Origin of the sequence: Acuticoccus sediminis, assembly GCF_003258595.1 — a bacterium.
Taxonomy (GTDB): domain Bacteria; phylum Pseudomonadota; class Alphaproteobacteria; order Rhizobiales; family Amorphaceae; genus Acuticoccus; species Acuticoccus sediminis.
Genome location: NZ_QHHQ01000008.1, coordinates 176,653 through 192,382 on the forward strand (window position 1 = coordinate 176,653; position 15,730 = coordinate 192,382).

Genomic DNA, 15,730 nt, shown 5'->3' on the forward strand with positions numbered 1-15,730 from the left:
CGTAGGCCATTCTGGACGTGGGCGCGCGCGGGGCGGCCGTGCGGGATGCGGCGCGGCTCATTTGTATTTGATCCTCGGATCGATCAGCCCGTAGACGAGGTCGGTGGCGAGGTTCACCAGGACGACGATCAGCGTGTAGATGACCATCATCCCCTGCAGCATCGTGTAGTCGCGCTGGTTGAGCGCGCCGACGATGAGCTTGCCGAGGCCGGGGCGGTTGAAGACGATCTCGGTCAGGACCGAGTTGCCGATGAGGTAGCCGAGGTAGAGGCCCACCACCGTCACCACCGGGATCAGCGCGTTGCGCAGGCAGTGGCGCCAGACGATGACGGCGAAGGCGAGGCCCTTCGCCTCGGCGGTGCGCACGTAGTCCTGGTTCAGCACCTCCAGCATCGCCGAGCGGGCGACGCGGGTGATGTAGGCGGCCATGATGAGGCCGAGGTTGATGGCCGGCAGCGCGAGGTCCGACAGGCGGTCGCCGAGCGTCGTGCCGCGCCCCGACGAGATCACCGGGAACCAGTCGAGCTGGATGGAGAAGGCGATCAGGAGCAGGATGCCCGACACGAACGCCGGCAGCGACAGGCCGAGCAGCGAGGAGATGCGGATCACGTAGTCGGTGAACTTGTTGCGCCTGAGCGCGGACCAGACGCCGAGCGGGATGCCGAGCACCGCGCCGATGACGAGCGAGACGCCGGTGAGCTCCAGCGTCGCCGGGAGGACGTTGAGGACCTCCTGGATCACCGGCCGGCCGGAGACGAGCGAGGTGCCCCAGTCGCCCACCAGGACGCCGCCGAGGAACGAGAAGTACTGGACGATGAGGGGCTGGTCGAGGCCGAGGCGCGTGCGCAGCGAGGCCAGCGAGGCCTGGCTGGCCTGGTCGCCGAGGATGATGAGGGCCGGGTCGCCCGGCAGGACGCGCACGATGAAGAAGACGACCGTGAGGACGCCGAACAGCGTGATGCAGGCGAACCCGAGCCGCTTGATGACGAAGGCCGTCACCTGCGCTCGTGCCCCGAAAGAGGATGTCCCGTCATGGGATGGTCTCCAGCTTGAACGGACGGACCTCGGCGGCGGCGGACGGGCGCACGGCGCGGGACGCGGTGGTGCGCGCCCGCTCCGCCGACCTCATGCGCCGCTCTCCGCCGGGCGGTCCCGGTCGTAGGCGGGAAGGTCCGGGTCGATCCCGGCCCACGCGACCCGCGAGCGCATCCAGCTCTGGTGGGCCGGTGCGACCACGGCGTGGTCGTCGAACGCCCCGGCCTTCACGAAGATCCTGTCCGGATGATGGGGGGAGGAGGTGTAGAGCGGTGCTCCGCAGTCGGGGCAGAAGTGCCGGGTGAGCGCGTTGCCGCTCTCGGCGGTGGCGGTGAACCCCTTCGGCGTCCCCGACAGCAGCGCGAACGACGTGACCGGGACGCCGATACTGACGTTGAAGGCGCTGCCGGTCGTTCGCCGGCAGTCGCTGCAATGGCAGTATGCGGCGGGGCCGATGGGGCCCGCCACGACGAAGCGCACGGCACCGCACAGGCAGCCGCCCGTTGCGCCGCTCGCCGCGATGCCGGCCGTCTCCGTCTCCATCCTGATCTCCCTGCGAAGGCGGGCGACGGCCGTCCGGCCGCCACCCGCGACACGGCGTTATTCCGTGAAGTGCGCCTTCTCCGTCACCGCGGGGGAGAGGTTCAGCGAGGCGTGGATGTCCGCGCCGAGGTCCAGGTTGTCCTTCCAGGCCCAGAGCTGGAGGTTCTGGTAGATCGGCACGGCGCAGACCTCCTCCATGATCTTGCGCTGCGCGGTCGCCCAGAGCTCGAGCTGCTTCTCCGCGTTCGGCTCGGTGCGGGCCGCCTCGATCTCCTCGTCCGCGACGTCGCAGTGCGAGAAGTTCGTGATGGCGGTCGGCGTGCCGACGATCGCGTCGGAGTGGAAGAACTGCGTCAGGTAGGTGTCGGCGACCGGGAAGCGGGCGGCCGAGTAGTGCACCACCTGGCTGGCGTCCTCGCGGATCTGGCTGTGGAAGGTCGCGTGCTCGACCGTCTCGATCTCGAGGTTGATGCCCGCCTCGCGCAGGAGCGCCTGGATCACCTCGATGGTCGCGAGCATGCCGGGGAGCGTGGTGTGGATGGCGTGGATCGTGATGCCGTCGGGGTAGCCGGCTTCGGTCAGCAGCGCCTTGGCCTTGTCGATCGAGTACTCGTAGACCGGCACGTCGTCGGAGTAGCCGAGGTAGCCTTCCGGCACCGGGGAGATCGCCGGCAGCGTCACGTCGCGGCCACGGAACTCGGTCATCGCGTCGATGTTGATCGCGTGGGCGATGGCCTTGCGCACGCGGATGTCGTCGAGCGGCGGCTTGGTCATGTTGAGGTGGAGGACCGACATCTCGCCCGGCGTCATTACCGCGACGTGGGTGTTCGGCACCTTCGAGATGCGCTCCACCCAGGTCTGGTCCTGGCGGCCGTAGATCATGTCGATCTCGCCGGCCTGGAAGGCGAGGTCACGCGCCGCGTCGGACGGAATGTAGCGGTAGTAGATCTCCTTGATCTGCGGCTCGCCGCGGAAGTACTCCGGGTTGGCGACCAGCTTCACGTACTGCTGCGGCTGGTACTCGGCGAACATGAACGGGCCGGTGCCGATCGGGTGGGTCTTGAAGTCGTCGCCCAGCGCCTCGACCGCGTCCTGACAGACGATGTTGCCGCCATGGTAGGGCACGAGGAGGCCGAGGAGGCTCGGGATCGCGTGCGCGAGGGTGATCGTCACCTCGTACTCGCCTGTCGCCTCGATGGACGAGATCGGCGCGTAGTCCTTCGCGAAGGACGAGGTGTCCGGGTTGGCCGAGCGCTTCAGCGAGTAGACGACGTCCTCGGCATCGAGGTTGCCGTATTCGCCCTGGCAGTCGACGTCGTCACGCAGCTTGAAGGTCCAGGTGAGGCCGTCGTCGGACGTCGTCCAGCTCTCGGCGATGTCGGGCTCGATGAACTCCGGGCTCGCCTCGCCCGGCTTGATTCGCACGAGGCCGTTGAACATCCAGTGCAGCAGGCCCTTGTCCGGCGTCGTGGTGGCGACGTGCGGGTCGAGCGTGCCGGCGTCGGCCGTCCCCATGCCGACATTGAGTGTCGTTCCGTCGGCAAGGGCGGCACTGGCGAGAAGCGCGCCCGTGAGACCTGCGAGAATGGCGGTTTTTTTCATTGAACTCCTCCTTCGATATTTTTCGAATCGGTGCGGGTCCCCGGGCCGTCGACGGATCGGGGAGGTGGTGCTGCCGCGGGCCCGGTGGTGGGGCCGAGCCCGCGGCGCTCACGCCGGCGCCAGGCTACCCGTCAGAACAGGTCCTCCAGGCGGCAGTTGACGAGCATTTCCGCCATAACCGCATTGTTCGGCAGGGCGATGGCCGTGGCAATGAGCTCGGCGAGATCGTCGGGATCGATCATCTCCTCGCGCGTGACCGCGGTGACGCCGGCGGTGAGGTCGGTGGCGACGAAGCTCGGGCAGACGGAGGTGGCGCGCACGCCGTCCTCCCAGCCGATCCGCCGCGTCCCATGGGTGAGGGCGATGAGCGCGTGCTTCGTCATCGCGTAGGCGATGTTGTCGTTCTTCACGCGCTTGCCGGAGAGTGAGGCGACGTTGACGATCCGCCCGGAGCCCGCCTTGCGCAGGTGGGGAAGCGCAAGCCGCGTCATGTAGAGCGGGCCCTTGATGTTGATGGTGAAGAGCTGGTCGAGGTCGGCCTCGTCGCCGCTCTCGATGGTGAAGCGGTTGGAGGTGCCGGCGTTGTTGACGAGGCCGTCGATGCGGCCGAACTGCGCGACCGTGGCTTCGATCCAGGCCTGGTACGTGGCGCGGTCCTCCGCATCGTACCTGACGGCGAGGAAGCGGCCGTCCGGCGCGTCGGGGATGGCGGCGGCCATGGCGTCCGGGTTCCGCGCGCCGGCCGACACGGTGTAGCCCTTCCCCAGCAGCGTCCTGGCGGCGGCGAGGCCGATACCGCGGCTCGCCCCCGAAATCATGATGACGCGGCCCTCGGGCTCAAGCATATCGGCGCTCCTCCGAAGCGGGTTGGAAACGATCGACGCCGAACGGCGTGATCGGGGCTGACGGAGGCCGCGCGTCGGCGATCTCCATGACGAGGCGGGCAACCAGCGGCGACAGCGCGAACCCGTGTGCGGAAAAGCCGAAGGCATGAATGAGGCCAGAAACCTTTCGGCTCGGCGAAATAACCGGCAAGCCGTCCCTGGTGATGCCTTCAAGGCCGGCCCACGTGCGCACGATCCGCGCCGCGTCGAGATGGGGGAAGAGGCGCGCGGCGTTGGCGAGGTTCTCGCTGACGAGCGTCGGCCGCGGCCGGCCGATGCGGTGGGCGGCGTCGACGTGGCCGGCAAAGCCGCCGCCGATGACGACGTGGCCCGCAGCGCTCTGCTTCAGCGAGAGCATCCCGCTTTCCGTTCCCAGCACGGCGGCCACGAACGGGGCGACCGGCTCCGTCACGCTCATCTGCAGCGCCGTGGGGGTGACGGGGACGGTCTCGCCGACCAGCGCGGCGATGGCGTTCCCCCAGGCGCCGGCGGCGTTGACGACGAGCGGAGCGGTGAACTCGCCCGACTCGGTGACGACGATGAGGGGCGAGCCGGCGGCGAGGCCGATGACGCGCCGTCCTTCCTCGACGATGACGCCGGCGGCATGCGCAGCACGGGAGAGCGCGTGGATGGTCCTCAGGGGATCGGCGAAGCCGTCGTCGCGCACGACGAGGGCGCCGAGGCAGTGCGGCGCGAGCGCCGGCTCCAGGGCGAAGAGGGCGTTGGCGCCGACGATCTCCTCGTGCGTGTAGCCGAGGGCGCGGGTGGCGGCGGCGCGGTCTTCGAGGCGTGCCAGCCCGGCCTCGTCCTCGGCAACGCGGATCTGGCCGGAGGCGACGTATCCGACGTCCGCGCCGAGGTCGCGGGCGGCCTCGCGCCACAGCGGGAGGGCGGCGCGGGCGAGGGGGATCTCAGCCGGGTGGCGGTTGAGGCTGCGCACACCGCCGGCGCTGGCGGAGGAGGCGTGCCGGCCGATCGTCTCGGCCTCGAGGAGGCGGACCCGGCGGCCGTCGCGGGCCGCCAGGACGGCGGTCCAGAGGCCCATTAGGCCGCCGCCGATCACGATGAGGTCCGCGCCCTCCCTCATGCGCTGTCGGTGGCGGCGAGGGTGGCGTAGTCGGCGAGGAGCAGCGGCTTCAGCGGCGGGCGGATCCGGAGCGCGCCGACATCGCGCGGCGCACGCCCCGTCTCCTCGGCGACGAGGCGCGTGAGGTTGGCGCCGCAGATGCGCCCCTGGCACGGCCCCATCCCGCACCGCGTCGCGGTCTTGACCCGGTTCGGCCCCGTCGCGCCGTCGGCGATGACGCGGCGCACGTCGCCGAACGTCACGCTCTCGCACCGGCACAGCAGCGTGTCGTCGGCGGCGAAGTGGGACACCGGGAGCGGCGCGTAGAGGCGGTCGACGAAGGTGCGCGCCCCTGTGCCGCGCGGCGCGTCGCCGGCGGCCGGGATGGTCCCGAGCGCCCGGCAGATCGCCCGCGCTGTCGCCGCGCCCTGCGCCGCCGCCCGCTCCGCGCCGCCGATCCCGGCGCCGTCGCCGGCGACCCAGACGTTTTCGCGCGAGGAGAGCCCGTCGGCGTCCACCTGTGGTGCGAACGCGGCCTGCCCGTCGATCCAGCGGTGCGCGAGGCCGAGGAGGCGGGTGAGCTGCGTGTTCGGGATCACGCCGTCGTGGACCGCGAGCCGCGTCGTCGGGATCGTCACCGTCTCGCCGGCCGCGCGGAAGCGCACGGCCTCGATGCGGCCGGCACCGACCGCCTCGAGATCGCGGATGTCGCGGTAGGCGCTGCCCGAGAGGAACCGGCGCGCGGCAAGCGCCGCGCCTTTCGCCACGAGACCGGGATCCGCGCCGATCGCCCCCGGCAGAGCCCCGAGCGCGGTCCGGGACGGGAACGCCGACGCGACGTCGAGCGTCGCCGCGATCGGCACGCCGAACGCCGCGAGCTGCTGCGCGACGAGGAGGAGAAGCGGTCCCTGACCGGCGAGCACGACCGGGCCGTCCGGAACCATGCCGCCCTGCTTCAGCGCGATCTGCAGCGCGCCGACGCCGGTCACGCCGGGCAGCGTCCACCCGGGGAACGGGACCGGCCGTTCCATCGCGCCGGTGGCGACGAGGATCGCCCTGGCGCGAGTCTGGTGCAGCGTCCGTGCGGTCTTGTCGAACCACAGGACATCGCGGTCGGGGGAGACGTCGACGACCTCGGACTCCGTCGCGAACCGCGCGTGCTGGCGCGCGATGGCGATGGCGGCCATCGCGCCCCGGTAGCTGGACCCGAGTGCGGCATGGCGCACCGGGTCGGCGCCGACCGCCTCGGCCGCACGCCAGATCTGGCCGCCGGGCGCGGCCTGCTCGTCGATCACCAGGGTGGAGAGGCCCGCTGCGCCGGTGACCGCGGCGGCGGAGAGGCCGGCGGGACCCGCGCCGACGATGAGGACGTCCACCGCCTTCACGACGCGGCCTCCGTGGTCACCGACAGTCCCTCGCGCACCGGCGTCATGCACGCCTGCTCGGACGGACGGCCGTCGATGGTGCAGAGGCAGCCGAAGCACACGCCCATGAGGCAGTAGGGCGTCGGCCCGGTGCCGATGGTGAGACGGCCGCTCGCCATCAGCGCCAGCGCCACGCTGTCGCCCTCGCGCGCCTCGACCGGTTTGCCGTCGACGAGGATGGTCACGCGCCGGGACTCCCCGACGCGGGCGAAGCCGGTCATGCCGATACCTTTGCAAATCGATCCGGTGAGAAGGCCGGGTAGCGCGCGGCGAGGGTGCCTGAGAGCACCGCCTCGGCAACTTCGCCGGCATGGGCGGCGGCGAGCGTGACGCCGCTGTGACAGGAGAGGGACATCGCGCCCGGATGCGTCCGGGACTGCGCGTAGATCGGCAGTCCGTCCGGGGACATCACCCGCAGCGCACCCCACTGGCGCACGATGCGCGCGTCGGCGAGGCAAGGGAACATCCTGAGCGCGCGCTCGGCCATCGCGCCGCCCACCGCTGGCGTCGTCCCGCGGTCGAAGCCGACGTCCTCCTTGGAGTCGCCGATGAGGACGCTGCCCTGGTTGGTCTGGCGCACCGTGAAGCATGCGGGGCCGAGGAAGGGGGCGAGCCTCTCCGTCACCAGGATCTGCCCGCGTTCCGGCCGCAGCGGTACGTCGAGGCCGAGCATCGCGGCGAGCGCGGTGGTGCCGTGGCCGGCGGCGAGCACGACCTTCCCGGCGCCGAACCGCTCCCCCTCCGCGAGGACGGTGAAGCCGTCCCCGTCGGGGACGATCCCGTCGACGCGGCGGCGCACGACCGCCGCGCGGGCGGTGGTCCTCAGCGCGATGCGCAGGGCGATGTGGGTCGCCAGCGGGTCGGCGTGACCGTCGGCGGCGCAGTAGGATCCGCCGACAGCCTCCGGACCGACGGAGGGGACGCGATCGACGAGCTCCTCGCGCGAGATCATCACGACGTCGTCCGAGCCCTGGTTGTGCAAACGGCGCACCGAGGCCTCGAGCGCCTCCATCTCGCTGTCGCCGAGGGCGATCTTGATGCCGCCGCACCGGTCGTAGGCAGGGTTCTTGCCCGATCGCCCGGCGATGTCGGCGGCGAAGTCCGTCCAGGCGGCGGCGGAGCGGCGTGAGAGGGCGGCGTAGTCCGGAGCGCCGACGCCCTTGCTCTGCACCCAGACGAGCCCGAAGTTGCCGACCGAGGCATGCAGGTCGTCCGCATCCGGGTCGAACATGAGGACCGAAGCGCCGCGCGATGCGAGGCCGTAGGCGAGCGCGGAGCCGACGAGCCCGCCGCCGACGATCGCGATATCGGCGGTGCGGCTCATCCGTGCAGCGTCAGTTCGGCCGCGTTCGCCTCGAGCCCGGCGAAGCGGTCGAAGCGGAAGGCGTCCAGCGGGAATCGCGGCGCGCGGCCGAGAACGAGGTCGGCGGCGAGCGGTCCGGTGACCGGGCCGATTCCGAAGCCGTGCCCGGAGAAGCCGGCCGCGACGACCGCGTTCTCCAGCCCCGGCACGTGGTCGATCACCGGAAGAGCGTCCGGCGTCAGGTCGAGGAGGCCGCCCCAGACGGCCTGGAACCGCGTCTCGCCGACGACCGGCAGCACCTCGGCGACGCGGGAGATCGTCGTCGCGACCTGCTTGATGCGCGGGCGGGCGAGGGGCCGGCCGTTCTCCTCGACGAGGGTGTCGTCGAAGTCTTCCCGCCCGCTCGTGAGCCGGAAGCAGCCGTTCGCCTCCTGCCGAACCGCGAGGTTGGCGTTGGCAACGCCGAGCACCGGGCCGAGCGTCGGCGCGACGGGCGTGGTCTGGACCACGGTGACGATCGGGACGGTCAGCGGGATCGTCTCGCCGAGCGGCTCGAGGAGGTCGTTGACGTGGATCCCGCCGGCGATCAGCACCGCGCCGGCCGCGATCTTTCGCCTGTCGGTGACGGCGTGGGTGATGCGGCCGCCCTCGCGCTCCAGCGAGACGACGCGCTCGCCATAGGTGAGCCGCGCGCCGGCCCGCTCGGCGGCGGCGAGGAAGGCGGTCACGGTGGCGACGGGATCGGCGTGCCCGTCGGTCGGGCAGAACGAGGCCGCGATGACCTTGTCGGAGATGGCGGGCGCGACGGAGCGCACGTCCGACAGGGTGGGCAGAAAGGTGAGGTGGAGGCCGAGTGCGGACTGCGACGCCACCAGGCGCTTGATGATCTCGACCTCGTCGTCGCTCCGGGCGAGGCGCAGGTTGCCCTCCTGGCGGTAGCGCGTCGGCGCGCCGAGCTTCTCATCGAGGTGCGGCCATTCGGCGACGGCGGCGAGCGCCAGCGGCAGCTCGGCCGGATCGCGGCCGGACTGGCGCACGCCCGCCAGCGTCCACCCCGAGGCCATCGCCGCCGGTCCGTATGCGTCGACCACCTCGACCGAGAGGCCGGCCTCGGCGAGCGCGAGCGCGGCCGTCGCGCCGGTGATCCCGGCTCCGATGACGAGGACGTCGACGTGGCTCATTGCGCATCACCCAGATGGCGGAACGACGAGAAGCGGGACAGGCGGAACGGGTCCGGGTCCACCACCGGAGTGCGCCCCATCAGGCGCTGCGATGCAAGCCGCCCGACGCCGGGGCCGATGCCGAAGCCGTGCCCGGAGAGGCCGGTCGCGATCCAGAGCCCCGGCGTGCCGGGGGTTTCGTCGATGATCGGGACCTCGTCCGGCGTGACATCGATCATGCCGCCCCAGCTCTCGGCGATCCTGATGTCGCCGAGCTTCGGGTGCAGCCGCTTGGCGGTAGCGAGCATGTCGGCGAGGAGCTTGTGGTCCGGCTCGGGGTCGAGGATGCGGACCTTCTCCATCGGCGTGGCCTGGTCGTTGGTCCAGCGGGCATGGCCGAGCGGGCCGAAGAAGTCCGGTCCGATGCGGATCTTCGCCATCCCCCAGCGGTGCCGCAGGGTCGGCACGAAGGTGAGGAAGTGCCGGAACGCGGCGGGGACGATCTGGAACGTGGAGGCGTTGGTGCGGCCCAGCGTGTAGCCACCGTCGAGCCGGCGGCGGAGCGAGGCGCCGGTCGCGCCGATGCCGCCGGGGTGGATCTCCGGCGCCGGCGTGGTGCGGCAGGCCTGCGAGCGGACGGCCAGCTGCGGGATGAAGACGCCGAGGTTCTCCAGAAAGGTGCGCGACCACGCCCCGCCGCCCAGGATCGCCGCCGAGCAGGCGATCGTGCCGCGCTCGGTGACGACGCCGGAGAGGCGGCCGCCCGTCGTCTCGACGCCGCGCGCCGCGCAGCCTTCGATCACGGTGACGCCCTCCGCCGCGGCCTGCCTGGCGAAGGCGGGGACAGCGAGGCTCGGCTCGGCCGTCATGTCCGACGGGGTGTGGAGCGCGCCGACGAACCGGCGGTCGTCGCGGCCGAGCAGCTCGTCCGTCTCGGCGGCGGTGAGCAGGCGCGTATCGAGCTGGTAGTCGCGCGCCGATTCCAGCCACGCCGCGCGCTCGGCGAGCTCGTCGTCGTTCATCGCGACGTAGGTGGTGGAGTGCCGGCCGAAGCCGATCTCGTCGCCGATGTCGCCCGCGAGCTCCTCCCACAGGCGCGCGCTCTCGATCATCAGCGGCAGCTCGATCGGGTCGCGGCCCTGCTTGCGGATCCAGCCCCAGTTGCGGGACGACTGCTCGGCGGCGATGCGCCCCTTCTCCAGCAGCGCGACCTTGAAGCCGTCGCGGGCGAGGAACCAGGCGGCGGTCACGCCGACGATGCCGCCGCCGATGACGACGACGTCGGCGGAGGCGGGAAGGGGAGCGGGCGGATTCGTCACGGGAGCCATTGTAAAGTTACAAACCGGTAAGGGGCTTTATGCAAGCGGCTCGCCGTTTGTCGCCGACGGGTGAGAGGGGCGGTTCGGCCTGCGCGCAACGCGCCTCGGCGAGAGGGCAGCGGGTGCGGAACGTGCAGCCGGACGGTGGCTGCACCGGGTCCGGCAGCTCGCCTGCGAGCGGCGGCTCGGTGGCGCGTGCCGTCATCGACGGCGTCGCCTCGATCAGCGCGCGCGTATAGGGGTGCGCCGGGCGGCTGAAGACGTCGCCCGCCGGGCCCTCCTCGACGATGCGGCCGAGGTACATCACCGCGATCCGGTCGGAGAGGTGGCGCACGACATGGAGGTCGTGGCTGATGAACACGAGGGCGAGCTTGAGCTCGGCCCGCAGGTCCGCGAGGAGGTTGACCACCTGGGCCTGGATCGAGGCGTCGAGCGCGGACACCGGCTCGTCGGCGACGATGAAGTCGGGCCGGGTAGCGAGCGCCCGCGCGATGGCGATGCGCTGGCGCTGGCCGCCAGAATATTCGTGCGGCTTGCGCGCCGCGGCGGCCGGATCGAGACCGACGAGCGCGAGGAGCCGGGCGACCTCGGCCTTGATCTCGGCGTTCGGGACGACCTGGTGGATGCGCAGGCCGTCGGCGATCTGCGCGCCGACGCTGCGGCGCGGGTCGAGGCTGGAGAAGGGGTCCTGGAAGACCACCTGCATCCGCGACCGCAGCGCCCGCTTCGCCGCGCCGCTGCGCGCCGACAGCGGTTCGCCAGCGAAGCTGACCTCGCCCCCCGTCGGCCGGGCGAGGCCGAGGAGCAGGCGCCCCAGGGTGGACTTGCCGCAACCCGATTCGCCGACGACGCCGACCACCTCGCCGGGGAAGACGTCGAGGTCGACGCGGTCGACCGCGCGCAGCCACGCGGTGCGGGCGAAGAGGCCGCGGCGAATGGGGTAGGCGCGCGACACGCCCTTCGCCGATACGAGCGGTGCACGGGAGTGCGGACCGGGGGCGGGCGAAGCGGGAGCGGGCGGTGCCGGGACGACGGGGGCGCTCATGCGAGTTCCCGCCACTTGAGGCAGCGCACGTCATGGCCGTCGCCGGACCGGTCGAGGTCGGGGTGGCGCCGGTGGCAGGGGTCCGTGGCGTGGCCGCAGCGCGGGGCGAAACGGCAGCCCTCGGGAAGCTCGTCCGGCGCCGGGACGACACCGGGAATCGCGAGAAGGCGGTCCGCCCCGCTCTCCGGCACGCAGTTGAGGAGGGCCGCCGTGTAGGGATGGCGCGGCGCGCCGAAGACCGCGGCGACGGGGCCGGCCTCGACCAGCTCACCGGCGTAGAGCACCACCACGCGGTCGGCGATCTCGGACACGATGGCTAGGTTGTGCGTGACGAACACCATGGCCATGCCCTGGGTGTCGTCCTTCAGCTCCTTGAGGAGGGCGAGGATCTGCGCCTGGATCGTCGGGTCGAGCGCGGTGGTGGGCTCGTCGGCGATGAGGAGCTTCGGGCCGTTGGCGAGCGCGGCCGCGATCATCGCGCGCTGGCGCTGACCGCCGGAAAGCTCGTGCGGCCAGGCGCGGGCGGCGCGCCTCGGATCCGGCATGCCGACGCGGGCGAGGAGCGCCTCGGCACGGCGGCTCGCCTCGCGCCGGTCGACGGTGGCGTGCGCGCCGATCGACTCGGCGATCTGCTCGCCGACGCGCATCACCGGGCTGAGGCTCGCCGAAGCGTCCTGGAAGACCATCGCGACGTCGCGCCCCCGGAGGCGCCGAAGCTCATCCTCGGGGAGGGCGAGGGCGTCGGCGGCGCCGGCGTCCGTCGCGATCGGGACCGCGCCGCGGGCGACGAGGCCGGGCGGCAGGAGGCCCATCATGGCAAGGCCGGACAGTGTCTTGCCCGACCCGCTCTCGCCGACGAGGGCCAGCGTCTCGCCGGGCTTCACTGCGAATGACACGTCGCGCACGAGCCGCGTGGCATCGGCCTTGCCGCCGATCGACACGGTGAGGTGGTCGAGCCGCGCCAGGTCGCTGCCGACGGGCGCAGCGGCCGGGACGGGGGCACGGCGCGCGCGCAACCAGCTCACGGTGCCCTCGGCGGCAGCGCGCGGGTCGAGCACGTCGCGCAACCGGTCGCACAGGAGATTGAACGAGAAGATCGCCAGCACCAGCGCGAGGCACGGCCAGACGAGGAGCATCGGCGCGGTGTCCATCGCCGCCCGCGCGCCGCGGATCATCAGGCCCCACGAGGGCGCGGGCGGGACGACGCCGAGGCCGAGGAAGGAGAGGCCGCTCTCGATCACCATCGCCGACGCCACGGTGACGGAGAGCTGCACGAGGAGCGGCGGGGCGATGTTCGGCAGGAGCGTGCGCGCCAGGATCGGCACCGGGTGGCGACCGAGCGCCTCCTGCGCCATGACGAACTCTAGGTTTCTCGTCTGCAGTGTCGCGGCGTAGGCGACGCGCACGAAGCGGGGCGTGTAGAGGATGGAGAGCGCGATGACGAGCGTGGTCGCGCCCGATCCGAGGAGGGTCACGACGAGGAGGGCCAGCAGCAGCGGCGGCAGGCACAGCAGCACCTCCGCCGCGCGCACGGTGAAGAGCTCGGCGAGACCGCGGAAGTAGCCGCCCATGAGGCCGAGCGCGGTGCCGATGGCGGCGGCGACGAGGGACGAGAGGATCGCCACCGTCAGCGACGCGCGTCCGCCCCAGACGATGCGGCTGAGCTCGTCGCGGCCGAACTCGTCCTGCCCCAGCGGGTGGGCCCAGGAGGGGCCGGCGAAGCGGTGGGGGATGTCGATCTTCGTCGGGTCCATCAGCGGCAGGACCGGTGCCAGCGCCGCTGCACCGACGATGAGCACGACGAGGGCGACCGGCAGGGCCAGCTTGCGAACCGTCCGTGCCCTCATGCGCTGAGCCGCACCTTGGGATCGAGCACGGCGTTCACCAGGTCGACTACGAGGTTGAGCAGCACGAAGAGCGCCGAGATGGTGAGGACGATGCCGACGACTTCGGGGTAGTCGCGCGCGTCGACGGCGCGCACCAGGAAGCCCGAGAGGCCCGGCCAGTTGTAGACGAACTCCACCAGCACCGTGCCGCCGAGGAGCGTGCCGAGCTCCAGCCCCGTCACCGTCACCACCGGGACGAGCGCGCTGCGCAGGACGTGCCGCGCCAGGATGCGCCGGGGCGCCACGCCGCGGGCGCGCACGGCCCGCACGAAGTCGCGCTCCAGCACCTCCAGCACAGCGCTGCGCGTCATGCGCACGACGACGGCCGTCAGCGGCGCGGCGACGGTGAGGGCCGGGAGGACGAGGAGGCCGAGGTGGCGCAGCGGGTCCTCGGCGAAGGCGACGTAGCCGCCGGCCGGGGCGATCTTCAGCGTCTGCGCGAAGAGGAGGATGGCGAGGGTGCCGATGACGAACACCGGCGTCGACAGCGCGATCGCGGCGAGGCCGGTGGCGATACGGTCGGTGAGGCCGCCGGCGTGCGTCGCCGCGCGCACGCCGACCGGAATGCCGATGCCGGTCGCGAGGATCGCGGCGGTCACGATCAGCTCCAAGGTGCGCGGCAGGCGCAGCGCGACCTGCTCGGCGACGGGGGTCCCGTCCTGCAGCGACGCGCCGAGGTCGCCGCGCAGGAGGCCGGTCAGGTAGTCCCAGTACTGGACGTGGAGCGGCGCGTTGAGGCCCAGCTTCTCGCGCAGCGACGCGACCGCGGCGGGATCCGGCGCGGTGCTCCCCGTGGAGAGGAGCAGCTCGGCCGGGTCGCCGGGCACGATGTGCAGGAGCAGGAAGACGATCGTCGCCACCAGCCACACCATGAGGAGGGCGACACCGACGCGCCGGGCCACATAGGCAAGCATCAGGAGAGCGCGGTCTCTTCGAGCGTGAGGCCGGAGTAGAAGGTGAGCTGGCCGGGGAGGTTCTTGAAGCCCGAGACGCCGTCGTGGAATGCGTATCCCTGCGCGCGCCAGCACAGGCCCACAAGCGGCACCTCGTCCATCGCGATGCCCTCCAGCTTCTCGTAGACCTCCTTGCGCGCCTCGCTGTCGAAGGTGGCGCGCCCCTCGGCGAGGAGCTTCGGAATGTCCGGAAGGTCGAGGTTGGCGCTGCGCACGAACGAGGTCGGCAGGCTGGTGTCGATGAGGCGGGCGATGCCGTCCGGATCGTTGGAGTCGGCGGAGGTGCCCATCACCGCGAAGTCGAAGTCGCCGGCGTTGCCCTTCTGCACGCGGGTCGCCCAGTCGGGGAGGTCGAGGGTGACGTTGATGCCGATCATCGAGAGGTAGGCCTGCGCGATCTCGGCGGTGGAGGTGTGCATGCCGTACTGGGCGGTCGACAGGAGCGTGCAGTCGAACCCGTCCGGGTGGCCGGCCTCGGCGAGGAGCGCCTTCGCCTTCTCCGGGTCATAGGCCCACGCGTCGGCGTACTGCGGATTGTAGAACGGGCTCGCGTCGGAGATCGGCAGGTGCGCGAGGCCCGCGCCGCGGCCGAAGAAGGCGGCGTCCACCACGTCCTCGCGCTTGATGGCGTGGGCGATGGCCTGGCGGACGAGCTTGTTGTCGAACGGTTTCCTGGCGCCGTTGAAGGTGAGGTACATGAACGGCCCCTCGACCACGTCGAGCGTCAGCGAGGGGTTGTCGTCGATGGCGCCCATCGCCGGCCACGGCACGTACTCGATGAGGTCGACGTCGCCCGCCTCGAGGGCCGCGACGCGCAGGTTCTCGTCCGCGTAGGCGACGGCCTTGATGCCGGCGAGCCTGGGCAGGCCCGGCCTGTAGTAGTTCTCGCTGGCGACGAGGTCGATGGAGACGCCGCGCTCACGGCCCGCCAGCTTGAAGGGGCCGGCGCCGACGAGGCCCTCATCGTCCGATCCTTCGGGCAGCATCGGCATGTTGTAGTGGGCAAAGAGCGTCTCGGCAGTGGCGAACGGCTCGGAGAAGGTGAGCTTCACCGTCTTGTCGTCCGGCATCTCGATCTTCTCGATGAGCTGGAGCGGCGTCTTGTAGGCGGCGGCCGAGTCCGGCGCGGCACCCGATTCGATGGTCCACTTGATGTCCGCCGCGGTCACCGGCCGGCCGTCGTGCCACACGGCGTTGTCGCGCAGCTTGAAGGTCCAGACGCCGGCGTCGTCGACACCCCATTCCTCGGCCAGCTCGCCGCGTAGCTGGCCGGCCTTGTCGTAGCCGAGGAGGCCGCGGTGGATCATCAGCTTGACGGTGCCCGCCGCGGTCCCGGTCGACTGCAGCGCGGCGAAGCTGGGCGGATAGGAGGAGAGGCCGAAGGTGAGGATGCCGGTGGCCTGAGCCCGCGCGGTCGGCGCGCCGATGAACGGGATGGTGCCCGCCGCGGCCGCGGTGGCCATGAAGCGGCGACGTGTCAGTGCAAGGCTCATGTCGTCTCTCCCCTAGG

General features: G+C 71.8%; 14 protein-coding genes. All 14 read right to left on the minus strand.

Annotation, left to right across the window (positions count from 1 at the left end; all coding sequences use genetic code 11):
• Positions 1-57 precede the first annotated feature (57 nt).
• Positions 58-999, minus strand: coding sequence for an ABC transporter permease (locus DLJ53_RS28340; protein ID WP_111351588.1), 942 nt, complete (start codon positions 997-999; stop codon positions 58-60).
• A 126-nt stretch (positions 1,000-1,125) separates the two neighbouring features.
• On the minus strand, positions 1,126-1,578 hold the full coding sequence (locus tag DLJ53_RS28345) for a GFA family protein (protein ID WP_111351589.1): 453 nt from the start codon (positions 1,576-1,578) through the stop codon (positions 1,126-1,128).
• Positions 1,579-1,635: 57 nt separating this feature from the next.
• A complete protein-coding gene (locus tag DLJ53_RS28350; RefSeq protein WP_111351590.1) occupies positions 1,636-3,180 on the minus strand; it encodes an ABC transporter substrate-binding protein in 1,545 nt (514 codons plus the stop codon).
• A gap of 131 nt (positions 3,181-3,311) precedes the next feature.
• Entirely contained in the window at positions 3,312-4,025 is a 714-nt protein-coding gene (locus tag DLJ53_RS28355; RefSeq protein WP_111351591.1) for an SDR family NAD(P)-dependent oxidoreductase, read from the minus strand.
• Positions 4,018-5,151, minus strand: a complete 1,134-nt coding sequence (locus tag DLJ53_RS28360) for an NAD(P)/FAD-dependent oxidoreductase (protein WP_111351592.1) — start codon at positions 5,149-5,151, stop codon at positions 4,018-4,020. The genes DLJ53_RS28355 and DLJ53_RS28360 overlap by 8 nt, the downstream gene beginning before the upstream one ends.
• A complete protein-coding gene (locus DLJ53_RS28365; RefSeq protein WP_162409638.1) occupies positions 5,148-6,515 on the minus strand; it encodes an FAD-dependent oxidoreductase in 1,368 nt (455 codons plus the stop codon). The genes DLJ53_RS28360 and DLJ53_RS28365 overlap by 4 nt, the downstream gene beginning before the upstream one ends.
• On the minus strand, positions 6,512-6,775 hold the full coding sequence (locus tag DLJ53_RS35345; RefSeq protein WP_162409640.1) for a (2Fe-2S)-binding protein: 264 nt from the start codon (positions 6,773-6,775) through the stop codon (positions 6,512-6,514). The genes DLJ53_RS28365 and DLJ53_RS35345 overlap by 4 nt, the downstream gene beginning before the upstream one ends.
• Positions 6,772-7,878, minus strand: a complete 1,107-nt coding sequence (locus tag DLJ53_RS28370) for an NAD(P)/FAD-dependent oxidoreductase (protein ID WP_111351594.1) — start codon at positions 7,876-7,878, stop codon at positions 6,772-6,774. The genes DLJ53_RS35345 and DLJ53_RS28370 overlap by 4 nt, the downstream gene beginning before the upstream one ends.
• Positions 7,875-9,038, minus strand: coding sequence for an NAD(P)/FAD-dependent oxidoreductase (locus DLJ53_RS28375; RefSeq protein ID WP_111351595.1), 1,164 nt, complete (start codon positions 9,036-9,038; stop codon positions 7,875-7,877). Before DLJ53_RS28375 ends, DLJ53_RS28370 begins: the two co-directional genes overlap by 4 nt.
• The gene (locus DLJ53_RS28380) at positions 9,035-10,336 is read right to left on the minus strand and encodes an NAD(P)/FAD-dependent oxidoreductase (RefSeq protein WP_211100696.1); all 1,302 of its coding nucleotides are present in this window, start codon (positions 10,334-10,336) and stop codon (positions 9,035-9,037) included. Before DLJ53_RS28380 ends, DLJ53_RS28375 begins: the two co-directional genes overlap by 4 nt.
• A 16-nt stretch (positions 10,337-10,352) precedes the next feature.
• On the minus strand, positions 10,353-11,381 hold the full coding sequence (locus tag DLJ53_RS28385) for an ABC transporter ATP-binding protein (protein ID WP_111351597.1): 1,029 nt from the start codon (positions 11,379-11,381) through the stop codon (positions 10,353-10,355).
• On the minus strand, positions 11,378-13,228 hold the full coding sequence (locus tag DLJ53_RS28390; protein WP_111351598.1) for a dipeptide/oligopeptide/nickel ABC transporter permease/ATP-binding protein: 1,851 nt from the start codon (positions 13,226-13,228) through the stop codon (positions 11,378-11,380). Before DLJ53_RS28390 ends, DLJ53_RS28385 begins: the two co-directional genes overlap by 4 nt.
• Entirely contained in the window at positions 13,225-14,181 is a 957-nt protein-coding gene (locus DLJ53_RS28395) for an ABC transporter permease (protein WP_111351599.1), read from the minus strand. Before DLJ53_RS28395 ends, DLJ53_RS28390 begins: the two co-directional genes overlap by 4 nt.
• Complete coding sequence (locus DLJ53_RS28400; RefSeq protein ID WP_111351600.1) at positions 14,181-15,713, minus strand: ABC transporter substrate-binding protein; 1,533 nt, start codon at positions 15,711-15,713, stop codon at positions 14,181-14,183. Before DLJ53_RS28400 ends, DLJ53_RS28395 begins: the two co-directional genes overlap by 1 nt.
• Between the last annotated feature and the right edge of the window lie 17 nt (positions 15,714-15,730).